General features: G+C 61.6%; 18 protein-coding genes. 5 read left to right on the top strand and 13 right to left on the bottom strand.

Translation table 11 applies throughout. From position 1 onward, the window contains the following. Window positions 1-10 precede the first annotated feature (10 nt). The 10 genes from aauR to AC1RMG_RS15715 form a co-directional block, all read right to left on the bottom strand. Complete coding sequence (gene aauR, locus AC1RMG_RS15760) at window positions 11-1,336, bottom strand: two-component response regulator AauR (protein ID WP_011063130.1); 1,326 nt, start codon at window positions 1,334-1,336, stop codon at window positions 11-13. Next, window positions 1,333-3,234, bottom strand: a complete 1,902-nt coding sequence (gene aauS, locus AC1RMG_RS15755) for a two-component sensor histidine kinase AauS (protein ID WP_015636825.1) — start codon at window positions 3,232-3,234, stop codon at window positions 1,333-1,335. The genes aauR and aauS overlap by 4 nt, the downstream gene beginning before the upstream one ends. 133 nt (window positions 3,235-3,367) lie before the next feature. Continuing rightward, on the bottom strand, window positions 3,368-4,102 hold the full coding sequence (locus tag AC1RMG_RS15750) for an amino acid ABC transporter ATP-binding protein (RefSeq protein WP_011063128.1): 735 nt from the start codon (window positions 4,100-4,102) through the stop codon (window positions 3,368-3,370). After that, window positions 4,099-4,770, bottom strand: a complete 672-nt coding sequence (locus AC1RMG_RS15745; RefSeq protein WP_011063127.1) for an amino acid ABC transporter permease — start codon at window positions 4,768-4,770, stop codon at window positions 4,099-4,101. Before AC1RMG_RS15745 ends, AC1RMG_RS15750 begins: the two co-directional genes overlap by 4 nt. Beyond that, on the bottom strand, window positions 4,770-5,516 hold the full coding sequence (locus AC1RMG_RS15740; protein WP_011063126.1) for an amino acid ABC transporter permease: 747 nt from the start codon (window positions 5,514-5,516) through the stop codon (window positions 4,770-4,772). The genes AC1RMG_RS15745 and AC1RMG_RS15740 overlap by 1 nt, the downstream gene beginning before the upstream one ends. Before the next feature lie 191 nt (window positions 5,517-5,707). Then, a complete protein-coding gene (locus AC1RMG_RS15735; protein WP_011063125.1) occupies window positions 5,708-6,622 on the bottom strand; it encodes a glutamate/aspartate ABC transporter substrate-binding protein in 915 nt (304 codons plus the stop codon). Between the two features lie 364 nt (window positions 6,623-6,986). Next, window positions 6,987-8,525, bottom strand: a complete 1,539-nt coding sequence (glpD, locus tag AC1RMG_RS15730; RefSeq protein WP_015636824.1) for a glycerol-3-phosphate dehydrogenase — start codon at window positions 8,523-8,525, stop codon at window positions 6,987-6,989. Window positions 8,526-8,800: 275 nt separating this feature from the next. Continuing rightward, on the bottom strand, window positions 8,801-9,556 hold the full coding sequence (locus AC1RMG_RS15725) for a DeoR/GlpR family transcriptional regulator (RefSeq protein ID WP_011063123.1): 756 nt from the start codon (window positions 9,554-9,556) through the stop codon (window positions 8,801-8,803). Window positions 9,557-9,651: 95 nt separating this feature from the next. Beyond that, window positions 9,652-11,157 (bottom strand): glycerol kinase GlpK, encoded by a 1,506-nt coding sequence (gene glpK, locus AC1RMG_RS15720; RefSeq protein ID WP_019093252.1) that lies wholly within the window; start codon window positions 11,155-11,157, stop codon window positions 9,652-9,654. 76 nt (window positions 11,158-11,233) lie between these two features. Next, window positions 11,234-12,082: an MIP/aquaporin family protein gene (locus AC1RMG_RS15715; RefSeq protein ID WP_015636822.1), complete on the bottom strand. Its 849-nt coding sequence runs from the start codon at window positions 12,080-12,082 to the stop codon at window positions 11,234-11,236. A 371-nt stretch (window positions 12,083-12,453) separates the two neighbouring features. On the opposite strand from AC1RMG_RS15715, the gene ybaK reads away from it, so the two are divergent. Then, complete coding sequence (gene ybaK / locus AC1RMG_RS15710) at window positions 12,454-12,924, top strand: Cys-tRNA(Pro) deacylase (protein ID WP_011063120.1); 471 nt, start codon at window positions 12,454-12,456, stop codon at window positions 12,922-12,924. 117 nt (window positions 12,925-13,041) lie between these two features. Beyond that, complete coding sequence (locus AC1RMG_RS15705; protein WP_493169585.1) at window positions 13,042-13,824, top strand: PhzF family phenazine biosynthesis protein; 783 nt, start codon at window positions 13,042-13,044, stop codon at window positions 13,822-13,824. A 76-nt stretch (window positions 13,825-13,900) separates the two neighbouring features. Here the strand turns inward: AC1RMG_RS15705 and AC1RMG_RS15700 are convergent, their stop codons facing one another. Together AC1RMG_RS15700 and argF are read right to left on the bottom strand one after the other, a co-directional pair. After that, the gene (locus AC1RMG_RS15700; protein ID WP_011063118.1) at window positions 13,901-15,010 is read right to left on the bottom strand and encodes an ABC transporter ATP-binding protein; all 1,110 of its coding nucleotides are present in this window, start codon (window positions 15,008-15,010) and stop codon (window positions 13,901-13,903) included. Then, window positions 15,007-15,927 (bottom strand): ornithine carbamoyltransferase, encoded by a 921-nt coding sequence (gene argF, locus AC1RMG_RS15695; protein WP_019096003.1) that lies wholly within the window; start codon window positions 15,925-15,927, stop codon window positions 15,007-15,009. Before argF ends, AC1RMG_RS15700 begins: the two co-directional genes overlap by 4 nt. Before the next feature lie 415 nt (window positions 15,928-16,342). On the opposite strand from argF, the gene plzR reads away from it, so the two are divergent. From plzR to grxD, 3 genes are all read left to right on the top strand, one after another. Beyond that, a complete protein-coding gene (gene plzR, locus AC1RMG_RS15690) occupies window positions 16,343-16,633 on the top strand; it encodes a PlzR type 4 pili assembly inhibitor (protein WP_015636818.1) in 291 nt (96 codons plus the stop codon). Between the two features lie 135 nt (window positions 16,634-16,768). Beyond that, window positions 16,769-18,877: a molybdopterin oxidoreductase family protein gene (locus tag AC1RMG_RS15685; RefSeq protein WP_493169583.1), complete on the top strand. Its 2,109-nt coding sequence runs from the start codon at window positions 16,769-16,771 to the stop codon at window positions 18,875-18,877. Between the two features lie 96 nt (window positions 18,878-18,973). Then, window positions 18,974-19,312, top strand: coding sequence for a Grx4 family monothiol glutaredoxin (grxD, locus tag AC1RMG_RS15680; RefSeq protein ID WP_011063114.1), 339 nt, complete (start codon window positions 18,974-18,976; stop codon window positions 19,310-19,312). A gap of 176 nt (window positions 19,313-19,488) precedes the next feature. Here the strand turns inward: grxD and bfr are convergent, their stop codons facing one another. Continuing rightward, the gene (gene bfr / locus AC1RMG_RS15675; RefSeq protein ID WP_011063113.1) at window positions 19,489-19,962 is read right to left on the bottom strand and encodes a bacterioferritin; all 474 of its coding nucleotides are present in this window, start codon (window positions 19,960-19,962) and stop codon (window positions 19,489-19,491) included. Window positions 19,963-20,069 lie beyond the last annotated feature (107 nt).

Below are 20,069 nucleotides of genomic sequence, written 5' to 3'. Positions count from 1 at the left end.
GCGCCTTGGGTTAGTGGCTCAGGCCGTACTTCTTGACCTTGTCGAACAGGGTGGTCTTGGCCATGCCCAGCTCCTGGCTGGCCTGGGTCAGGTTGCCGCCGCTGCGCTGCAAGGCATCGTTGAGCAGGTTGCGCTCGAAGGCTTCCACCGCCTCTGCAAAGCCCAGCCCCTGGGCGACACTGCTGCCGGGCTTCTTGAAGGCCGGCAGGCCGAGGGCAAAGCGTTCGGCGACGTTGCGCAACTCGCGCACGTTGCCCGGCCAGTCGTGGCTCATGAGGGTCGACAGGGTCTGGTTGTCCAGCTCCGGCACCGCGCGGTCAAAGCGCAGGGACGACTGCTGCAGGAAATGCTCGAACAACTGCAGGATGTCTTCGCGGCGTTCGCGCAGGGGCGGCAGTTCCAGGGTCACCACGTTGAGGCGGTAGTACAGGTCGCTGCGAAACTCCTTGGCCCGGCTCATTTCGTCCAGGTCCGACTTGGTGGCGGCGATCACCCGGCAATCCACGGCCACGCTCTGGTTGGAACCGAGGCGCTCCAGGGTACGCTCCTGCAACACTCGCAAGAGCTTGATCTGCAGGTTGATCGGCATGCTTTCCACTTCGTCGAGGAATAGCGTGCCCTGGTGGGCGTGCTCGATCTTGCCGATGCGCCGTTTGCCGGCGCCGGTGAAGGCGTTGGCCTCGTGGCCGAAGATCTCGCTTTCGAAGAGGTTCTCGGGCAGGCCGCCGCAATTCAGGGCGACGAACTGCTGCTGGTGGCGCCGGCTGAAGTCGTGCAGGCAACGGGCGACCAGTTCCTTGCCGGTGCCGGTCTCGCCTTCGATCAGCACGTTGGCCGAGGTATCGGCAACGTTGGCGATCAGCTCCCGCAGGTTCTGCATGGCCGGCGAGCGGCCGATGATCCGCCCTTCCAGGGAACTGCGTTCGGCCAGTTGGCGGCGCAGCGAGGTCACTTCCCGGGCCAGGCCCCGTTGCTCCAGGGCGCGGCGGGCCACATCCACCAGGCGCTCGGGGGAGAAGGGTTTTTCCATGAAGTCGTAGGCGCCTTTCTGCATGGCGCCCACGGCCATGGAAATATCGCCGTGGCCAGTGATCAGCACCACCGGCAGGCTGCGGTCCCGGGCCTTGAGGCGGTTCAGCAGTTCCAGGCCATCGATGCCCGGCAGGCGAATATCGCTGACCACGATGCCGGGAAAGTTTTCACCGACCTGGGCCAGGGCTTCTTCGGCGCTGCCCACACCGATGCAGGGAATGTCTTCCAGGGCCAGGGCCTGTTGGCAACCCAGCAGGACATGGGGGTCGTCTTCGACGATCAGCACGGTCAGCTCGTTGTTCATATCGGCTCGGCTTGAGTGGGGCTTGCCAGGGGCAAGCTGAGGACAAAGGCGGTGCCGCCGCTTGCCGGGTGTTCCACCCCCAGGCTGCCGCCGGTGGCGGCGGCGAGGCTGGCGGACAGGGTCAGGCCGAGGCCCAGGCCCTGCTCGCCGGGTTTGGTGGTGAAGAAGGGTTCGAACAGGTGCTTGCGCGCTTCAAGATCGATGCCGTGGCCGTTGTCGCGCACCCGCAGGCGGTACTTGCCCTCGCTGAATTCGCCCTCCAGCCACAATTGCGGCTCCGGTTGGGCCTGCATGGCATCCAGGGCATTGCCGATCAGGTTGACCAGGATCTGCTCCAGGCGGGTCTGGTCGATCTGCAGGGTCTGCTCGGTGAAGTCGCGGTGCAGTTGCAGGGGCAGGGGTTCGAGGCGCGCATTGAGCACTTGCAGGGCTGCGTCAACGGCCTTGTCCAGGCTGGCCTGGCCCTGGTCGTCGCCACGGCGGGCGAAGGAGCGCAGGCTGGCGGTGATGCGGCCCATGCGGTCGATCAGTTCATTGATGGTCTTGAGGTTGGCGCTGGCGGTGTCCAGGGCGCCGCGTTCGAGGAAGCGCACGGTGTTGCCGGACAAGGTACGCAAGGCTGCCAGGGGCTGGTTCAGTTCGTGGGCGATGCTGGTGGACATCTGGCCGATGGCCGCCAGCTTGCCGGCCTGGACCAGTTCGTCCTGGGCGCGGCGCAGGGTTTCCTCGGCCTGGCGGCGTTCGCGGATCTGGCCCTTGAGCCGTTCGTTGCTGGCCCGCAGGTCGGCGGTGCGTTCGGTGATCCGCCGTTCCAGCTGGCTATTGGCTTCCTGCAGGGCTTCACGGGCGGCCAGGCGAGTGGCGATGACCTTGCGCCGTTCGTTCCAGGCGATCAGCAGAAAGGCCACCAGGGCAAAGGCCACCGCCACCAGGATGCCCTGGTTGATGGCTTCGCGGCGCAGGTCCTGCAACGGGGTGAGCAGGGTGAAGTTCCAGGGGGTATCGCTCAGGGGCCGGGTCTGGGACAGGTAGCTGATGGCTTTCTCGTCGGACACCAGTTCGGTGTTGGCCGGAAAGGTCAGCTTTTCCACGCCTTCGGCCAGGCGTTCCCGGGCCAGGGGTTCCAGTTCGTTGAGGGGGAACCAGTAATATTGCAGGCTGCGGGCCAGGCGTTCCTTGGTGTCGTCGCTGAGCGGGCGGACCGACTTGAGGCGGCGCGCCGGGTCGCTGGACAGGATGATGATGCCGTTCTCGTCGCTGACGAAGGCTTCCAGGCGGGCACGCTGCCAGCGTTCCTCCAGGGCCTCCAGGCGTACCTTGACCACCGCCACGCCGATGATCTTGCCTTGTTCTTCCAGGCCATGGGCCAGGTAGTAGCCAGGTTCGCCGTTGGTGCTGCCGATGCCGTAGAAGCGCCCGGGCTGGCCGCGCACGGCGTTCTGGTAATAGGCCCGGAACGACAGGTCTTCGCCCAGGTAGCTGTCGACGTCACGCCAGTTGCTGGTGGCCACCACCCGGCCCGTGGTGTCCATGACATAGATGGCCCGGCTGCGGCTGCGGCGGTTCAGGCCTTCGAGGTATTGATTGACGGTTTGCCGGTGTTCCGGCGAAGGATCGCCCAGCAGCTGGGAAACACTGGATTCCAGTTCCAGCAGGCTCGGCAGATAGGTGTACTTGCTGATCTCACTTTCTACGGCGCGGGCATGCAGCTCCAGCTGGCGCTGGCCATTTTCGCCGAGGGTGCGGATGCCGTTGTGCTCGCTGATCCAGAACCCGACGTAGCCCAGGCCGATCATCAGCAGGATGACCAGGGGCGGCAGGAACAGATGTCGGATCAGGCGGGGTTTCACGGCGAGTGATGGCGGCGCGGCGCGATAGAGAGTGGGGTCGCATTTCATCACAGATGCCTTGGGTCAACCACTGCGCAGTGTCTGTAGGAGCCGGCTTGCCGGCGACCAGGGCGGCACTGACGATAGGGGAGTCAGATACCGTCCCGTCGCAGGCAAGCCGGCGCCTACAGGAACGCGGGTTTTAGTGCTGCAGGATCTTCTCGAGGAAGTGCTGCGCACGTTCGGAGCGGGCGCTGATATCGCCGAAGAACTCTTCTTTCTGGCAGTCCTCAATGATCTGGCCCTTGTCCATGAAGATCACCCGGTTCGCCACTTTGCGGGCAAAGCCCATTTCGTGGGTCACGCACATCATGGTCATGCCTTCATGGGCCAGTTGCACCATGACGTCCAGCACTTCGTTGACCATTTCCGGGTCCAGGGCCGAGGTCGGTTCGTCGAACAGCATGACGATCGGGTCCATGGCCAGGGCGCGGGCGATGGCCACACGTTGTTGCTGGCCACCGGAGAGTTGCCCCGGGTGCTTGTGGGCGTGGGCGGCGAGGCCGACGCGGTCCAGCAGTTGCAGGCCTTTCTTGGTGGCCTCTTCCTTGCTGCGGCCCAGCACCTTGATCTGCGCGATGGTCAGGTTCTCGGTGATGGTCAGGTGCGGGAACAGCTCGAAATGCTGGAACACCATGCCCACGCGGGAACGCAGTTTCGGCAGGTTGGTCTTGGGGTCGGCGATGGAAGTGCCGTCCACCACGATGTCGCCTTTCTGGAAGGGTTCCAGGGCGTTGACGCACTTGATCAGGGTCGACTTGCCGGAGCCGGACGGCCCGCAGACCACCACCACTTCACCTTTCTTGACCTCGGTGCTGCAATCGGTCAGCACCTGGAAGTCCCCATACCACTTGTTGATGTTCTTGATAGAGATCATACGGCGAACCTTTTTTGCAGACGCTTGACCAGCAGCGAGGCGGCAAAGCTGATTGTGAAATAGACCAGACCAGCGATGATCAGGAATTCATTGGAGCGGCCGATGATGTCGCCGCTGGACCGCGAGGCGTTGAGGAAATCCACCAGGCCCACGGTGTACACCAGGGAGGTGTCCTGGAACAGGATGATGCTCTGCTGCAGCAGCAGCGGGGTCATCTTGCGGAACGCCTGGGGCAGGATGATCAGGCGCATGGTCTGGCCATAGCTCATGCCCAGTGCCTGGGCGGCGCCCATCTGGCCCTTGGGGATCGACTGCACGCCGGCACGGACGATTTCGCAGAAGTACGCCGCTTCGAACATCATGAAGGCCACGATGCACGAGGTGAATGCGCCGATCGGGGTGTCTTCGCCGGTGATCCAGCGCAGCACGAAAGGCACCGCCAGGTAGAACCAGGTGATCACCAGCAGCAGCGGGATCGAGCGGAAGTAGTTGACGTAGGCGCCCGCCAGGTTCGACAGCAGCTTGTTGTGAGACAAGCGCATCAAGGCCAGCAAGGTACCGAGGATGATCCCGCCGACCACACCCATGACCATCAGCTTGAGGGTCATCAGCATGCCGTTCCACAGGCCGGGAATGGCCGGGATGATGCCCGAGAAGTCGAATTCCATTATTTACCTCCCACGGAGATCAGGCCGGGGACCGAAACTTTCTTCTCCACCAGGCGCATCAGCAGCATCAGGCTCATGTTCAGGGTGAAGTAGATCAGGGTAGCCAGGGTGAAGGCTTCGAACAGGTTGGCCGAGAACTCGGCGGTCTGCTTGGTCTGGGCCAGCAATTCCATCAAGCCGATCAGCGACGCCACGGAGGAGTTCTTGAATACGTTGAGGAATTCCGAGGTGAGCGGCGGAATGATGATCCGGTAGGCCTGGGGCAGCAGCACGTTCCAGTAGATCTGCGGCAGCGAGAAGCCCATGGCGCGTGCGGCGGATTCCTGGCCACGGGGCAGGGCCTGGATACCGGTACGTACCTGTTCGCAAACCCGTGCGGCGGTGAACAGGCCCAGGCACACGACAACGCTCAGGTAGGCCGAGGTGGTCGGGTTGAGGTCCTGCTTGTACCACTCCTGGAGGTTCTCCGGCAGCAGGTCCGGCACCAGGAAGTACCAGATGAACAGCTGCACCAGCAGCGGCACGTTGCGGAAGATCTCCACGTACACAGTGGCGATGCCCGACACCAGGCGGTTCGGCACGGTGCGCATGACGCCCAGGATCGAGCCCAGCAGCAGCGCGATGATCCAGGCCACCACGGCGATGGCGATGGTCCAGCCCAGGCCGGAGATGAACCAGTCGAGATAGGTCTCGCTGCCCACGCCGGTGGACTTGAAGAACACGCCCCAGTCCCAGTTGTAATTCATTAGGGTTACCCCTCAGATCGTTCGATGTACAAGCACCCGCCCGGGGACGTCCGTTCCCGCCTGATCATGACGATCAGGCACACACGATCGGCTCGACAACCACCGGTTCGAGTGTTTCCAAAAAATGCCAGCAGGTAGTGACAGACTCCTGAAAGGGCAGGGCCCCTTCAGGAGATAAGGTTAGTCAGGAATCAGGACTTTTTGTCGTCAGCCGCTTTGTCGGTCGGGTTGGCGATCAGGGCCTTGAGCTCGTCGCTCATCGGGAACATCAGGTTCAGGCCTTTTGGCGGGATCGGCGACTGGAACCACTTGTCGTAGATCTTGTTGATTTCGCCTGATTTGTAGGTGGCGACGATGGCGTCATCCACGGCTTTCTTGAACGGGGCATCGCCCTTGCGCACCATGCAGCCGTAGATTTCGTAGGACTGAGGGGTACCGGTCACGGCCCAGTCGGTCGGTTTCTTGGCCTTGGCCATTTCACCGGCCAGCAGTGCGTCGTCCATCATGAAGGCTACGGCGCGGCCCGATTCCAGCATCTGGAACGACTCACCGTGGTCCTTGGCGGAGATCACGTTCATGCCCATCTGCTTGTCGGCGTTCATGGCCTTGAGGATGCGCTCGGAAGTGGTACCGGCTGTGGTTACCACGTTCTTGCCTTTCAGGTCCGCGAAGTCCTTGTAGGAAGAGTCCTTCTTGGACAGCAGACGGGTGCCGATCTCGAAGATGCCAACGGAGAAGTCGACTTGTTGCTGACGCTCGACGTTGTTGGTGGTGGAGCCGCACTCGACGTCCACGGTGCCGTTCTGCACCAGCGGGATACGGGTCTGGGAGGTGACCAGGTTGTACTTGACCTTCAGGTCAGGCATGTCGAGGTCTTTCTTGATCGCTTCGACGATTTTCAGCTGGATGTCGTGGGAGTAACCCACTGGCACGCCGGAAGCGTCAGCGATGTAGGAAAACGGAATGGAAGCGTCGCGATGTCCGAGGGTGATGGTGCCGGACTCTTTGATTTTCTTCAGTGTGCCGGTGAGCTCGGCAGCGAAAACTGGAGTGCTAATCAGAGCGGCAGCGATAGCTGCGCCCAACAGATGGGGAACGATGCGCATCAATATTTCCTCGACATTTGTTTTTTTTATGAAGCCAGTTCGACGGCTCTTTTATACAGCGAATGCCTTGACGGCTCCTGTTGTGTTGGCACGACAGGCATTCGTCGCACAGTGTAGAGCATGAGTCGTGCCAGACCCATTGATCATCGTCAAACCCTTGATTTTCAAGCCTATAGAATATTTATGACCTGGGGATTTCAGCGGCTGTATCCGGTTATCCGAACCCCTGCGGCTTCGCCATTCGGAAAACCGAACGCGCCCCTGCCATTGTAGGAGCCGGCTTGCCGGCGAAACGTTCAATCCTGCGGGCCCACAAAAAAGCCCCTGGACCTTCCGGTGCAGGGGCTTTGCTTGCCTATGTGGCTCAGGCAGCCTTGATCTTGCCGCGATTGTGCTCGACTTTCTGCAGATAATCCTGCAGTTGCTGCTGCTGCGCCTCGGTGGTGAACAGCCCGAGCTTGCTCCGGCGCCAGAGAATGTCCTGGGCTTTCACTGCCCATTCCTCGCTGCACAGGTAATCCACTTCACGGGTATAGAGGCCGCCGCCCAGGTGTTCGCCCAGGTCGCTGAGGCTGTGCACGCCTTCCAGCAGGCGCCAGGTACGGCTGCCGTAGCTGGTGGCCCAGCGCTGGGCGATCTGGCTGGGTACCCAGTCGAACTTCTTGCGGATGGCTTCTGCCAGTGCCTGTGGCGTGCTCATGTTCTCGCCACCGGGCAGGGTGGCCTGGGCTGTCCAGCTCGGCTTGGCCTGCTTGAAGTACGGCGCCAGCTGCGCCATCGCCGATTCCGCCAGTTTGCGGTAGGTGGTCAGCTTGCCGCCGAACACCGACAGCAGGGGGGCCTCCTCGCCATGGCCGGAAAGGGCCAGGGTGTAGTCGCGGGTGACGGCCGAAGGGTTGTCGGATTCGTCATTGCACAGCGGGCGAACGCCGGAATAGCTGTGCAGGATATCGCTGCGGCTCAGCTGTTTCTTGAAGTGCGCATTGACCACTTGCAGCAGGTAATCGGTTTCACCTTCAGTGATCGCCACCTTGGCCGGGTCACCGGTGTATTCGCGGTCGGTGGTACCGATCAGGGTGAACTGGTTGAGGTAGGGAATGGTGAAGACGATGCGCTGGTCCTCGTTCTGCAGGATGTGCGCGTGCTCGCCCTCGTACAGCTTGGGCACGATCAGGTGGCTGCCCTGGATCAGGCGGATACCGTACGGCGACTCCAGCTTGAGGTCGTCCTTGATGAACTTGGCGACCCAGGGGCCCGCGGCGTTCACCAGGGCCTTGGCGCTGATGGAGAACAGGCTGCCATCGGCGCGCTCCAGCTCCAGTTGCCACAGGCCCTTGCTGCGGCGGGCGCTGATGCAGCGGGTCTGGGTATGAACGTGGGCGCCGTGTTCGCGGGCGGCCATGGCATTGAGCACCACCAGGCGCGCATCGTCGACCCAGCAATCGGAGTATTCGAAGCCCTTGGTGATTTCGGCCTTCAGGGCGCTGTCGGCACCGAACTTCAGGCTGCGCGAGCCTGCGAGCTTTTCCCGCTTGCCCAGGTGGTCATACAGGAACAGGCCGGCGCGAATCATCCAGGCCGGGCGCAGGTGTGGCCGGTGCGGCAGGACGAAACGCATGGGCTTGACGATATGCGGGGCCTTGGCCAGCAGCACTTCGCGTTCGGCCAGGGCTTCGCGCACCAGGCGGAACTCGTAATGTTCGAGGTAGCGCAGGCCGCCGTGGATCAGCTTGCTGCTGGCCGAGGAGGTATGGCTGGCCAGGTCGTCCTTTTCGCAAAGGAACACGGACAGGCCGCGACCTGCCGCATCGGCGGCAATTCCAACACCATTGATCCCACCGCCAATGACGGCGATATCGTAAACCTCGGAAAGAGGGCGCGCGGGCAAGGTAGAAGTGGGCATCGACAGGCCTCGTGTTACTTTGATATTTGAATTCGAACATTAATGTTCATTTTCGAAAATACTAGCGCATAAAGATGCACGCATCCAGCGTGCTTCGATTGAAAAAACTGATCGAAGCAGCGCTAAAGGAAAGTTTTCGAACATTGTCGACGGGTAACTGTAGCCGCTGCTGTTGCCTTGGGCTGGATGGCGGGATCGGCCGCGGCGATTTCGAAAGCGATGAAGCGTCGAGGCTCGTCGTTCGAGCGCGGCCGGATCCGCAGGAGGGAGAGCAGTCAGACCACTTCGAGGCGGATCTTGTGCTGGTTGAGCAGTTGGGTCAGGGCCGGTACCGGTTGCTGGTCGGTGACCAGGCAATCGATCAGGCTGATGGGCCCCAGGCGGATCATGGCGTTGCGCCCGAACTTGCTGGAGTCGGCAGCCAGGATCACCTGCCGGGCATTGGCGATGATCGCCTGGGATACCCGCACTTCCTGGTAGTCGAAGTCCAGCAGGCTGCCGTCCTCGTCGATGCCACTGATGCCCACCAGGGCGAAGTCGACCTTGAACTGGTTGATGAAGTCGACACTGGCCTGGCCTACCACGCCGCCGTCACGGCGCACATTGCCGCCGGTGAGCAGTACGTCGAAATCATCCTTGGCGCTGAGCATCGAGGCCACGTGCAGGTTGTTGGTGATGATCTTCAGGTGGCTGTGATTGAGCAGGGCCCGGGCGATGGATTCGGTGGTGGTGCCGATATTGATGAACAGCGAGGCGTGATCGGGGATCTGCGCGGCAACGGCTTCGCCGATGCGCTGCTTTTCGTCGCGCATCTGGTCGGCGCGCATGGCGTAGGCGGTGTTTTCTACGCTGGAGTCATAGGCTGCGCCACCGTGGTAGCGGCGCAGCAGATTGGCTTCCGCCAGCTGGTTGATATCGCGGCGGATGGTTTGCGGGGTTACGACGAACAGCTGGGCCAATTCCTCGATGCTGACGTAGCCGCGTTCGCGAACCAGATCGAGGATTTGCTGCTGACGGGGAGGCAGATTCATGGGGCTTCCTTTGGGCTGCCGTGCAAAATTTGCCCATGATGCCGCAGGAATCCCCTCCCTACCAGTTACAAGCGGTTACCAATCCACGGCTTGGCTTATTTGGCCTCGTCGTGGGGTTCCCAGTCGCGGGTGCGGCTGACGGCCTTCTTCCAGCCTGCGTACAGGCCTTCTTTTTCCGCTTCCGCCAGTTGTGGTTCGAACTCGCGCTCGATCACCGCCTTGCCCCGCAGTTCTTCCAGGCTGCCCCAGAAACCGCAGGCCAGGCCCGCCAGGTAGGCAGCGCCCAGGGCGGTGGTTTCACGCATTTGCGGGCGTTCCACCTGGGTGCCGAGGATGTCGGCCTGGAACTGCATGAGGAAGTTGTTGGCCACGGCACCGCCGTCCACCCGCAGGGCTTTGAGGCGTTCGCCGGAGTCCTGCTGCATGGCGTCGAGCACGTCGCGGGTCTGGTAGGCGATGGACTCCAGGGCGGCACGGATGATGTGGTCCACGCGCACGCCGCGGGTCAGGCCGAACAGCGCGCCACGGGCATAGGGGTCCCAGTAGGGAGCACCCAGGCCGGTGAAGGCCGGCACCAGATACACGCCGTTGCTGTCCTTGACCTTGCCGGCGAAGTATTCGGTGTCGTGGGCGTCGTTGATGATCTTCAGTTCATCACGCAGCCACTGCACGGTGGAACCGCCGTTGAATACTGCACCTTCCAGGGCGTAGGCCACTTCGCCACGGGGGCCGCAGGCGATAGTGGTGAGCATGCCGTGCTGGGATTTAACCGCCTTGTCGCCGGTGTTCATCAGCAGGAAGCAGCCGGTGCCATAGGTGTTCTTGGCCTGGCCCGGCTCGACGCACATCTGGCCGAACAGCGCGGCCTGCTGGTCGCCGGCGATACCGCCGATGGCGATGCCGCTCTTGGTGCGGCCATATATTTCCGACGAGGACTTCACTTCCGGGAGCATTTCCCGCGGGATGTCCAGCACCTCCAGCATCTTCGCGTCCCACTCCAGGGTGTGGATGTTGAAGAGCATGGTGCGCGAGGCGTTGGTGTAGTCGGTGACGTGGGTCTTGCCGCCGGTGAATTTCCAGATCAGCCAGCTGTCGATGGTGCCGAACAGCAGCTCGCCGTTGCGCGCACGCTCGCGGCTGCCTTCGACGTTGTCGAGGATCCACTTGAGCTTGGTGCCGGAGAAGTAGGGGTCGGTCACCAGGCCGGTGGTTTCGCGGATGTAGTCTTCCAGGCCGTCGCGCTTGAGCTGCTGGCAGATCTCGGTGCTGCGGCGGCACTGCCAGACGATGGCGTTGTAGATCGGCCGGCCGGTGTTCTTGTCCCAGACCACAGTGGTTTCACGCTGGTTGGTGATACCGATGGCGGCCACCTGGTCGTGATGCAGGCCGGCTTGTGCCAGGGCCTCGACCATCACCGCGCTCTGGGTGGCGAAGATTTCCATCGGGTCATGTTCGACCCAGCCGGCCTGAGGGTAATGCTGGGCGAATTCGCGCTGGGCGGTGCAGACCACGTTGGCGTCGCGATCGAAAATGATCGCCCGGGAACTGGTCGTACCCTGATCGAGGGCAATGATGTAGTTCTTATTCTGAATGTCGGTCATGTCGATTGCCTTGGACGAAATAAGGGAGTGAGAACAGGCGCGCGATCGATTTGGGCAGGATCACGCGCCACTGGATTCAGGAAGCTTTGACTTTGCCTTCGGTGACCTGTTCGGCCTCCGGGGCGACAGCAGCGCTGGGCAAATGGCGGGCAATCAAGCCGCGATAGGCCGCAGCACCCAGGCAGGCGCCGAGGATCGGAGCGAAGATTGGCACCAGGAAATACGGAATATCACGGCCGCCGGTGAAGGAAATTTCACCCCAGCCGGTCACGAACGTCATCAGTTTAGGCCCGAAGTCCCGCGCCGGGTTCATCGCAAACCCGGTCAGCGGGCCCATGGCACTGCCGATCACGGCAATCAGCAGGCCGATCAGCAGCGGAGCCATCGGGCCGCGCGGCAAGCCATTGTTGTCATCGGTCAGGGACATGATCACTCCCATCAGGATGGCGGTGATCACCAACTCCACTAGGAACGCCTGGGCAGTGGACAGCGCCGGGTTGGGGAAGGTGGAGAACACCGAGGCCAGTTCCAGGCTGGCCTGGGAGCCACGGACCATCTGGTGGGTTTGTTCGAAATCGAAGAACAGGTTGCTGTACAGCGTGTAAACCAACAGCGCCGCGCAGAAGGCGCCAGCGATCTGGGCGAGGATGTAGAACGGCAGTTTGCGCTTTTCAAAATCGGCGAACAGGCACAGGGCGATGCTCACGGCAGGGTTCAGGTGCGCGCCGGAAACTCCGGCGGTCAGGTAGATCGCCATGCTCACGCCGATCCCCCAGATGATGCTGATTTCCCATAGGCCGAAGCTGGCCCCCGCGACCTTGAGCGCGGCGACACAACCGGTGCCGAAGAAGATCAACAGCGCAGTACCCAGAAACTCGGCGATGCATTGGCCCGATAGCGACGGTTGTTGCAGAGCAGTTGTCATGTGAACCTCGATTTTTGTTGTTGTCTGGCGCTGCTGCAAAAGGCATGGAGCGCGACTTCAAACGAAGGCGGAATCCCCATTCCGACCTCGCCTTGCTACTGGGTACAACCTTGGATCTACCGCATGATATTCAGAAACGAAAAAATATAGACAAGAAACACCGCTGTCAAAGGTCGAAAGTGAACGGATGGTCATTTTATAGATATCAATCAAATGAATGATTCCGGGGCATAGTCGCGGGAACGACAGGCATGGTTGCTTTCGTAGGCACACGGGCCGGTTATCAAGGCTTGGAATAGAGCCTTTTGCTGGTGAATGACCTAAAATTCGCGCGCTTGGTTTTGCCTTTTCATTCCTCGCCTGGAGCTGCCATGACCCCTGCACTGGACCTGCTGAAAAAAGTTCGCGCCGAACATCGCATCCACAGTTACGAACATGACCCCAAGGCCGCCTCCTATGGCCTGGAGGCCGCGGAGAAGCTTGATCTTGATCCTGCGCAGGTGTTCAAGACCTTGCTTGCCAGCAGTGAAAAGGGTGAGTTGCTGGTGGCGGTGGTGCCGGTCGTCGGAAGTCTTGACCTGAAGGCCCTGGCCCACGCAGCGGGCGTGAAGAAGGCTGAAATGGCCGACCCGGCTGCCGCCCAGCGCGCCACGGGGTACCTGCTGGGAGGCATCAGCCCGCTGGGGCAGAAGAAGCGCCTGCGGACCTTTATCGATAACAGTGCGCAGCCGTTCGCCAGCATTTTTGTCAGTGCCGGGCGCCGTGGCCTGGAAGTCGAGCTGGCGCCGGCGGTACTGGCCGAGCATACCCAGGCCAGGTTCGCCGATATCGGTCGTCCTTGAGTCGCAACGGCTGCGGCCAGGGCCGCTGCTGTATGCAGGAAAATCCCGACTTCTGTGTCTGTCCCCCGTTGGGGGCCAGGGCCCATGCTGGGGGCCAGTTATTCACGGAGAAGGGATATGCAGCTTGAGTTTCATCAGGTCGATGCGTTCAGCGAGCGCCCGTTCGCGGGTAATCCGGCCATGGTTTACCGGCTTGAGTCCTGGCTCGATGACAGGCTGATGCAGCAAATTGCCGCCGAGCACAATCTGGCAGAAACCGCTTTTGTCGTGCGTGAGGCCCAGGGCTGGCGGATTCGCTGGTTCACCCCGGTGACGGAAGTGCCGTTGTGCGGGCATGCAACCCTGGCCACTGCCTATGTGTTGTTCGAGGTTTATGGCCAGACCGCGCAGCGTATCGACTTTCTCAGCCAGTCCGGGCCCCTGAGTGTCACCCGTGAAGAGGGGCTGTTGTGGCTGGATTTCCCGCTGCGCAGCCCGAGCAGCCAGGCAGGGCGGGAGGCGGTGGCGCAAGCGCTGGGGCTTGAGGTCGTCGAATTGCTGGGGGCCAACGAGCTATTGGCCGTGCTGGAGTCGGAGCAGGCGGTGCGTGAGTGCCGGCCGGATATGACGGCGCTGGCGAAACTGCCCTGGCCCGGGGTGATCGTGACTGCGCGTGGGGAGCAGCACGACTTTGTCTCGCGCTATTTTGCCCCCGCCATCGGTATCGATGAGGACCCAGTGACCGGATCCACCCATTGCTGCCTGGCGCCTTACTGGGCGAAGCGGTTGGATAAGCCGCAGTTGAGCGCCTACCAGTGCTCTGCCCGAGGTGGCGCATTGTTTTGTCGTCTGGAAGGTGAGCGGGTGAAGATCGGTGGGCATGCCCGGCTGATTGCCAGTGGGCAGTTGCATCTGCAATGACTGTGCTGGGTGTTTCGCCGGCAAGCCGGCTCCTACAGTGCGCTGTCGTAGGAGCTGGCTTGCCAGCGAAGACGGCTCAATGCGCGCTGCTGTAGCGGCGCACCCCTGAGTCGCTTTGCGGGATCTGCGCTGCGGTACTGCCCGAGGCCTGGAACAGCACCAGGTGTTCCGCCGCGACCCGGATACCCACATCGGCGCCGACCTGATGATCGGCGTGGCTCGGAAAGATCGATTCCAGCTGGCTGCCGGTGGGCAGCTGCAGGCGATACAGGGTCGAGGCGCCGAGGAACGTCTTGCCCACGACGCGGGCTTTCAAGGCGCTGTCGGGGGCGTGGACGATGTCGTCCGGACGCAACAGCACATCCACCGCACCGCCGGTTGGCCAGGTGTAGGCGCGGTTGCCCTGCAGCAAGCCGAGTTCGGTCTGTACCGATTCCGGGCTGCTCAACTGGCCGCGAATGAAGTAGCCCTGACCGATGAAGCTGGCGACGAAGGGCGTCTGGGGTTCGTGGTAGAGGTTGTACGGTGTGTCCCACTGTTCCAGGCGGCCTTCCTTGAACACCCCTACCTGATCGCTCACGGCAAAGGCTTCCTCCTGGTCGTGAGTAACCAGGATCGCACTGGTGCCACGGGCCTTGAGGATGTCACGCACCTCGTGGCTGAGCTTGCGTCGCAGTTCGCCGTCGAGGTTGGAGAAGGGCTCGTCGAGCAGCAGCAGTTGTGGTTCGGGAGCCAGGGCACGAGCCAGGGCCACCCGTTGTTGCTGGCCACCGGACAGTTCGTGGGGGAAGCGCTGGCCGAGGCTCTTCAGGTTCACCAGCTCCAGCAGTTCGGCCACCACCCGCTCTTTCTGCGGGTGTTTGCGAATGCCGAAGGCAATGTTGTCGGCCACGCTCAGGTGCGGGAACAGGGCGTAGTCCTGGAACACCATGCCGATCCGGCGTTTCTCCGGCGCCAGGGTGAAACCGGCGCTGGAGATGGTCTCGCCCGCCAGCTGGATTTCCCCCTCATGCACCGGCTCGAACCCGGCGATGGCGCGCAGGGTGGTGGTCTTGCCGCAGCCGGATGAGCCCAGCAGGCAGCCGATATCCCCGGCATTGAGGTGCAGGTTGAGGTTCTGCACCACGCGTTGGTCCTGGTAGCCGCAAGCGAGGTTGCGCAGGTTCAGTAGCAAGGGCTGGCTCATGCGTGGTGGTACGCCGGCTCGACGAGGAATTCGAGCAGGGCCTTTTGTGCGTGGAGGCGGTTTTCCGCCTGGTCCCAGGCCACCGAACGCGGGTCGTCCAGCAGGTCGAGGCTGATTTCTTCACCGCGGTGGGCGGGCAGGCAATGCATGAACAGAACATCCTCGGCGGCCAGGTCCAGCAGTGCGCGGTTGACCTGGAAGGGAGCGAACAGTTGCAGGCGCTTGGCGGTCTCCTCTTCCTGGCCCATGGAGGTCCAGACATCGGTGCTCACCAGGTGGGCACCACGCACGGCTTCGCGAGGATCACGGACGATGGTCACGCGGTCGCCGGCCTGGGCTACGAAATCCGCGTTGGGCTCGTACCCTTCGGGGCAAGCGATGCGCAGTTGGAAGTCGAACTGGATGGCCGCTTCTATATAGCTGTTGCACATGTTGTTGCCGTCGCCGATCCAGGCCACGGTCTTGCCCTGGATCGAGCCGCGATGCTCGAGGAACGTCTGCATGTCAGCCAGCAGTTGGCAGGGGTGCAGGTCATCGGACAGGCCGTTGATCACCGGTACGCGGGAGTTGGCCGCAAACTCGGTCAGGGTGCTGTGGGCAAAGGTGCGGATCATCACGGCATCGAGCATGCGCGACATGACGATGGCGCAGTCGCCGATGGGCTCGCCGCGCCCCAGTTGAGTGTCCCGTGGCGAAAGGAAGATGGCCTGGCCGCCCAGTTGGATCATGCCGGCTTCGAAGGACAGTCGGGTTCGGGTCGACGACTTCTCGAAAATCATGCCAAGCACACGATTTTTCAAGGGCTCGAAGAGTACGCCGCGGTTACGCAGGTCCTTCAGCTCGATGCCTCGACGAATCACACTGACCAGCTCTTCGGGCGTGCAATCCATCAGGGAGAGAAAGTGCCTTGCGCTCATCATTAACTACCTTTTTGCAACGGACCGCAGATTCTCAAAGCCTTGTTTAGTCGAACAACGGGCTGGACCTGCGGCGAAAGCCGCACGGGGCGACGAAATAGGGGAAGGCGCGATCTTATAATTAAATGTCGCGTCTTACCAATAGTAGTGCTACGGCGATTATGGGCATGAGAGGCCAGGACGCGAATGCGCTGGCACTTTTGAGACCAGTTTCCAGACAGCAGCCGGGCATTTGTACACTGCCCCGGCGCGCCTTGGCAATCGAGCGCGGCGCGGGTGATGCCCATGCAGTCGTTTTCTGACCTGGAGGGCGGGGGCTGCGTCCCGGATAATCCGCGGGCTGGCAGCCTGAAACATTTCCTAATGCAAAGTGCTGAGGTTATAAAGGCGAATCAGTGGCAGGGACGGGTGAACGATGGAATCCAGGGAGCAACAACTGATGACGCTCTTGGGGCTCACGGCCCGGGCACTCACCGACATGACAGCTTCGGTGACGGCGTTTTCCTTCGAGCTGCTGCGCAGTGAAGATCCGGTGACCCGAGCGGCCGCGCGCAAGATGATCGACCGGATGATGAGCCTCAGTGCAGGCCTGGACGAGCATTGGCGATTGCTCGCACAACTCTCGGGTGGCTATGGAGAGCGGGAGGCCGTGGATGCAACCACCCACGTCTCAGCGGATGGGCCGCCACGGTTGCCCTCCAACTGAAGGCGCCGATCATGGCCGGGGCTGATGGCCGTGAATTCATGGGACGAACGTCACTGGTGTCCTGTCAGGGGAGCGCCCATAGTTTTTGCTTCCGGCAAGCGAATACGCTGCGCTCTCAGACAATAGAGACTGGCCATGACCAAGACTCTCCATCACCGTGCCTGCCACCTGTGTGAGGCCATCTGTGGCCTGACCCTGGAAATCACTGAAGAAGACGGCAGTGCTCCGCGCATCAGCTCGATCAAGGGCGATCTTCAGGACAGTTTCAGCCGCGGTCATATCTGCCCCAAGGCCGTGGCCTTGCAAGATATCCAGAATGACCCGGACCGCCTGCGCCAGCCGGTGCGCCGGGTTGGCAATGAGTGGCAACCGATCGAATGGGACGAGGCCTTTGCCCTGGTGGCCGAGCGGCTGGCGAGTATTCAGCAGCGTCATGGCAACAACGCGGTGGCGACCTACCAGGGCAATCCCAGCGTGCACAACTATGGGCTGATGACCCACAGCAACTACTTTCTCGGCCAGCTCAAGACGCGCAATCGCTTCTCGGCTACCTCGGTCGACCAATTGCCTCAGCACCTGACCAGCTACCTGATGTATGGCCACGGCTTGCTGTTGCCGATTCCGGATATCGATCACACCGATTTCATGTTGATTCTTGGCGGCAATCCCCTGGCGTCCAACGGCAGCATCATGACCGTTCCGGATGTGGAAAAGCGCCTGAAAGCGATCCAGGCCCGTGGCGGCAAGGTAGTGGTGGTCGATCCGCGGCGCAGCGAAACCGCGGCCATGGCCGACCAGCATCTGTTTGTCCGCCCAGGGGGCGATGTCGCGCTGCTGTTTGGCCTGCTCAACAGCATCTTCGAAGAGGGGCCGACCCGCGACAGTCACTTGCAGGTGGATGGGCTGGCCGAGGTGCGCCAGGCCATATCCCGGTTCACGGCGGAGGCCATGAGCCCCCTGTGCGCCATTGCGGCGCCGCAGATCCGCCAACTGGCCAGGGATTTCGCCTCGGCCGACAAAGCGGTCTGCTACGGGCGCATGGGCGTCTCGACCCAGGCCTTCGGCACGCTGTGCCATTGGTTGCTGCAATTGCTCAACCTGGTCACCGGTAACCTCGACCGCGTGGGTGGCGCCTTGTGTACCAGCCCCGCGGTGGATCTGGTAGCGGCGACTTCGGGCGGCCACTTCAATGCCTGGCAGAGCCGGGTTTCCGGGCTTCCGGAATACGGCGGCGAGTTGCCGGTGTCGGCCCTGGCAGAAGAGATGCTCACCGAAGGGGAGGGGCAGGTACGGGCGCTGATCACGGTGGCGGGCAACCCCGTGCTGTCCACGCCCAATGGCCGGCAGCTGGAGCAGGCGCTGGATGGCTTGGAGTTCATGCTCAGCATCGACCTGTACATCAACGAAACCACCCGCTATGCCGACTTGATCCTGCCGTCCACCTCGGCCCTGGAAAATGATCACTACGACACCACGTTCAATCTGTTCGCGGTGCGCAACGTCAGCCGTTTCAACCGGGCGATCCTGCCCAAGCCCGAAGGTGCACTGCACGACTGGGAGATCTTCGTCGGCCTGGCCAAGGCCTTTGCCGAGCGCACCGAAAGCTCGCTCAAGCCGACTATCGCTCCGGCGCAAATGATTGATATGGGGCTGCGTGCCGGGCCTTATGGCGACGCCTCGCCGTTCAAGCTGTCATTGGCGACGCTGGCCGAGCATCCCCATGGCATCGATCTGGGGCCGCTGCAGCCGAATCTGGCCGAGCGCCTGAAAACCGAAAACCGGCGGGTCCAGGCTGCGCCGCCGGCGATCATGGCCGACCTGGAGCGCTTTGCTGCCCTGAAGGCGCCGCAGGAGGGGGAACTGTTGTTGATCGGCCGCAGGCATGTGCGCAGTAACAACTCCTGGATGCACAACTATCACCGCCTGGTGAAGGGCAAGCCTCGTCACCAACTGCTGATGCATCCGCAGGATCTGGCTCACCGGGGTTTGCAGGACGGTCAACGGGTACGCATCAGTTCACGGGTCGGCGCGGTGGAAGTCGAAGTGCTGGCCAGCGCCGAGATGATGCCGGGGGTTGTGAGCCTGCCCCATGGCTGGGGGCATGGGCGTCCGGGCGTGCAGATGAACATAGCCACGGAGCAGCCGGGTTGCAGCGCCAATGACCTGACCGACGAGCGCCAGCTCGATGTGCTGTCGGGAAATGCGGCGTTGAACGGGGTGCCGGTCAGGGTGCAGGCGGCCTGAGATGTCTGTCGGAGAGGCCGAGCAGGGTGCTCAGGATTCCGTTACAATGCGCCACCGTGCCGACAACAGAGTCGGAAAGTTCAGCCGAGGTGTTCCATGGATATCATCGAAACTATTAAAGAGCAGATTGCCAACAACACCATTCTGCTTTACATGAAAGGCTCGCCGAATGCCCCGCAGTGCGGCTTCTCTGCCAAAGCCGCTCAGGCCGTAATGGGCTGTGGTGAGAAGTTCGCTTACGTGGACATCCTGCAGAACCCGGAAATTCGCGCCAACCTGCCCAAGTACGCCAATTGGCCAACCTTCCCACAACTGTGGGTGGCCGGTGAGCTGGTCGGCGGCAGCGACATCATGGCTGAAATGTTCGCCAACGGTGAATTGCAGAGCCTGATCAAGGCCGCTGCCGAAAAAGCCGCTGCCAAGACCGAAGCGTAAAAGCGCGCCTGCTCGCGAGGGTTTCCGGGAATCGACATGCTACTCGTGTGATTCTCGGAAACTTGCGGCAAGCACTCTGCTTCGGTTTGTTACGCGAACATATCCGCGTAATAAAAAAAGCCCCGCTCTCATAAGAGAAGCGGGGCTTTTTTATTCTTCGGGTATTACGAGTTGAGTTACTCGTCACCCATTTGCGATTGCAGATAGTTCTCGATACCCACTTTATCGATCAGGCCCAATTGGGTTTCCAGCCAGTCGATATGCTCTTCTTCGGATTCCAGAATATCTTCCAGCAGTTCACGGCTGCCGAAGTCACCAACCGATTCGCAATGGGCGATCGCGGCCTTGAGGTCGGCATGGCCGGTGCGCTCGATACGCAGGTCGCATTCGAGCATTTCCTTGGTGTGCTCACCGATATGCAACTTGCCCAGGTCCTGGACGTTGGGCAGGCCTTCGAGGAAGAGGATGCGCTTGATCAGCTTGTCCGCATGCTTCATCTCGTCGATGGACTCGTGGTACTCGTGCTTGCCCAGCTTGTTCAGGCCCCAATCTTCATACATGCGCGCATGCAGGAAGTACTGATTGATCGCGACCAGTTCATTGGCAAGGATTTTATTGAGATGCTGGATGACTGTAATGTCGCCTTTCATGATGGGGTCCTGCCCTGTATTTAGTGGAACATGGGCAGAGTCTGAGCTGCATGAACATTACTGTCAAACCTAAGTTATTGAATAATATATGAAAATTAATCGGAATA

This window comes from Pseudomonas sp. GW822-FHT04H02 (assembly GCF_058800645.1).
The sequence above is the reverse complement of the archived record's forward strand: the minus strand, read 5'-3'. Positions and strand labels throughout refer to the sequence as shown.

Coding starts and splice junctions, on each gene's coding strand:
- aauR (WP_011063130.1), bottom strand. CDS start 1,336: ATGAACAACGAGCTGACCGTGCTGATCGTCGAAGACGACCCCCATGTC.
- aauS (WP_015636825.1), bottom strand. CDS start 3,234: ATGAAATGCGACCCCACTCTCTATCGCGCCGCGCCGCCATCACTCGCC.
- AC1RMG_RS15750 (WP_011063128.1), bottom strand. CDS start 4,102: ATGATCTCTATCAAGAACATCAACAAGTGGTATGGGGACTTCCAGGTG.
- AC1RMG_RS15745 (WP_011063127.1), bottom strand. CDS start 4,770: ATGGAATTCGACTTCTCGGGCATCATCCCGGCCATTCCCGGCCTGTGG.
- AC1RMG_RS15740 (WP_011063126.1), bottom strand. CDS start 5,516: ATGAATTACAACTGGGACTGGGGCGTGTTCTTCAAGTCCACCGGCGTG.
- AC1RMG_RS15735 (WP_011063125.1), bottom strand. CDS start 6,622: ATGCGCATCGTTCCCCATCTGTTGGGCGCAGCTATCGCTGCCGCTCTG.
- glpD (WP_015636824.1), bottom strand. CDS start 8,525: ATGCCCACTTCTACCTTGCCCGCGCGCCCTCTTTCCGAGGTTTACGAT.
- AC1RMG_RS15725 (WP_011063123.1), bottom strand. CDS start 9,556: ATGAATCTGCCTCCCCGTCAGCAGCAAATCCTCGATCTGGTTCGCGAA.
- glpK (WP_019093252.1), bottom strand. CDS start 11,157: ATGACCGACATTCAGAATAAGAACTACATCATTGCCCTCGATCAGGGT.
- AC1RMG_RS15715 (WP_015636822.1), bottom strand. CDS start 12,082: ATGACAACTGCTCTGCAACAACCGTCGCTATCGGGCCAATGCATCGCC.
- ybaK (WP_011063120.1), top strand. CDS start 12,454: ATGACCCCTGCACTGGACCTGCTGAAAAAAGTTCGCGCCGAACATCGC.
- AC1RMG_RS15705 (WP_493169585.1), top strand. CDS start 13,042: ATGCAGCTTGAGTTTCATCAGGTCGATGCGTTCAGCGAGCGCCCGTTC.
- AC1RMG_RS15700 (WP_011063118.1), bottom strand. CDS start 15,010: ATGAGCCAGCCCTTGCTACTGAACCTGCGCAACCTCGCTTGCGGCTAC.
- argF (WP_019096003.1), bottom strand. CDS start 15,927: ATGAGCGCAAGGCACTTTCTCTCCCTGATGGATTGCACGCCCGAAGAG.
- plzR (WP_015636818.1), top strand. CDS start 16,343: ATGGAATCCAGGGAGCAACAACTGATGACGCTCTTGGGGCTCACGGCC.
- AC1RMG_RS15685 (WP_493169583.1), top strand. CDS start 16,769: ATGACCAAGACTCTCCATCACCGTGCCTGCCACCTGTGTGAGGCCATC.
- grxD (WP_011063114.1), top strand. CDS start 18,974: ATGGATATCATCGAAACTATTAAAGAGCAGATTGCCAACAACACCATT.
- bfr (WP_011063113.1), bottom strand. CDS start 19,962: ATGAAAGGCGACATTACAGTCATCCAGCATCTCAATAAAATCCTTGCC.